The sequence below is a fragment of the Vibrio sp. S234-5 genome (genome assembly GCF_000960595.1).
Lineage (GTDB): Bacteria > Pseudomonadota > Gammaproteobacteria > Enterobacterales > Vibrionaceae > Vibrio.
Genome location: NZ_JZAM01000418.1, coordinates 1 through 408, shown reverse-complemented (window position 1 = coordinate 408; position 408 = coordinate 1). Strand labels below are relative to the sequence as shown.

At 49.3% G+C, this 408-nt stretch carries 1 protein-coding gene; it reads right to left on the bottom strand.

The annotated features are described in order from the left end of the window. The coding region (locus UF06_RS22640) for a glutamate--tRNA ligase family protein (protein ID WP_045572488.1) at nucleotides 1-408 on the bottom strand (408 nt) is incomplete at both ends.

Here is a 408-nt window from a genome sequence, read left to right as displayed (position 1 = left end):
GCAAGCAAACAAGCCATCTCGGCGTTTGATAATAAAATATTCATCCACCAGTGCAGCGGGAATGGAGATTTTAACGTGTTTTAAATCGACAAAAGCGCTCACAGGGTGCGTCATTTTCAACCGAATCGCCCCTTGGCAATGGTCCGAGTTGCGACATGAGCCTGGATAGTAGCCGCCATCTTCTTTGATCTGTTTGCGCGTACACTGGCAGTAGTATGCTTGACCTGAAGCGAGCCCGTGAGCAATTTGTGCTTGATAGAGCGCATGACGCTGCCTTTGGTACACCACCTCACCATCCCAGTAAAGATGGTCGGTTTGCAGTGTATTTAAAATAAGATCTGCTGCCCCGGGCATTTCTCGTGGTGGATCGAGCACTTCAATGCGTACCAGCCATTTACCATGGTGCGA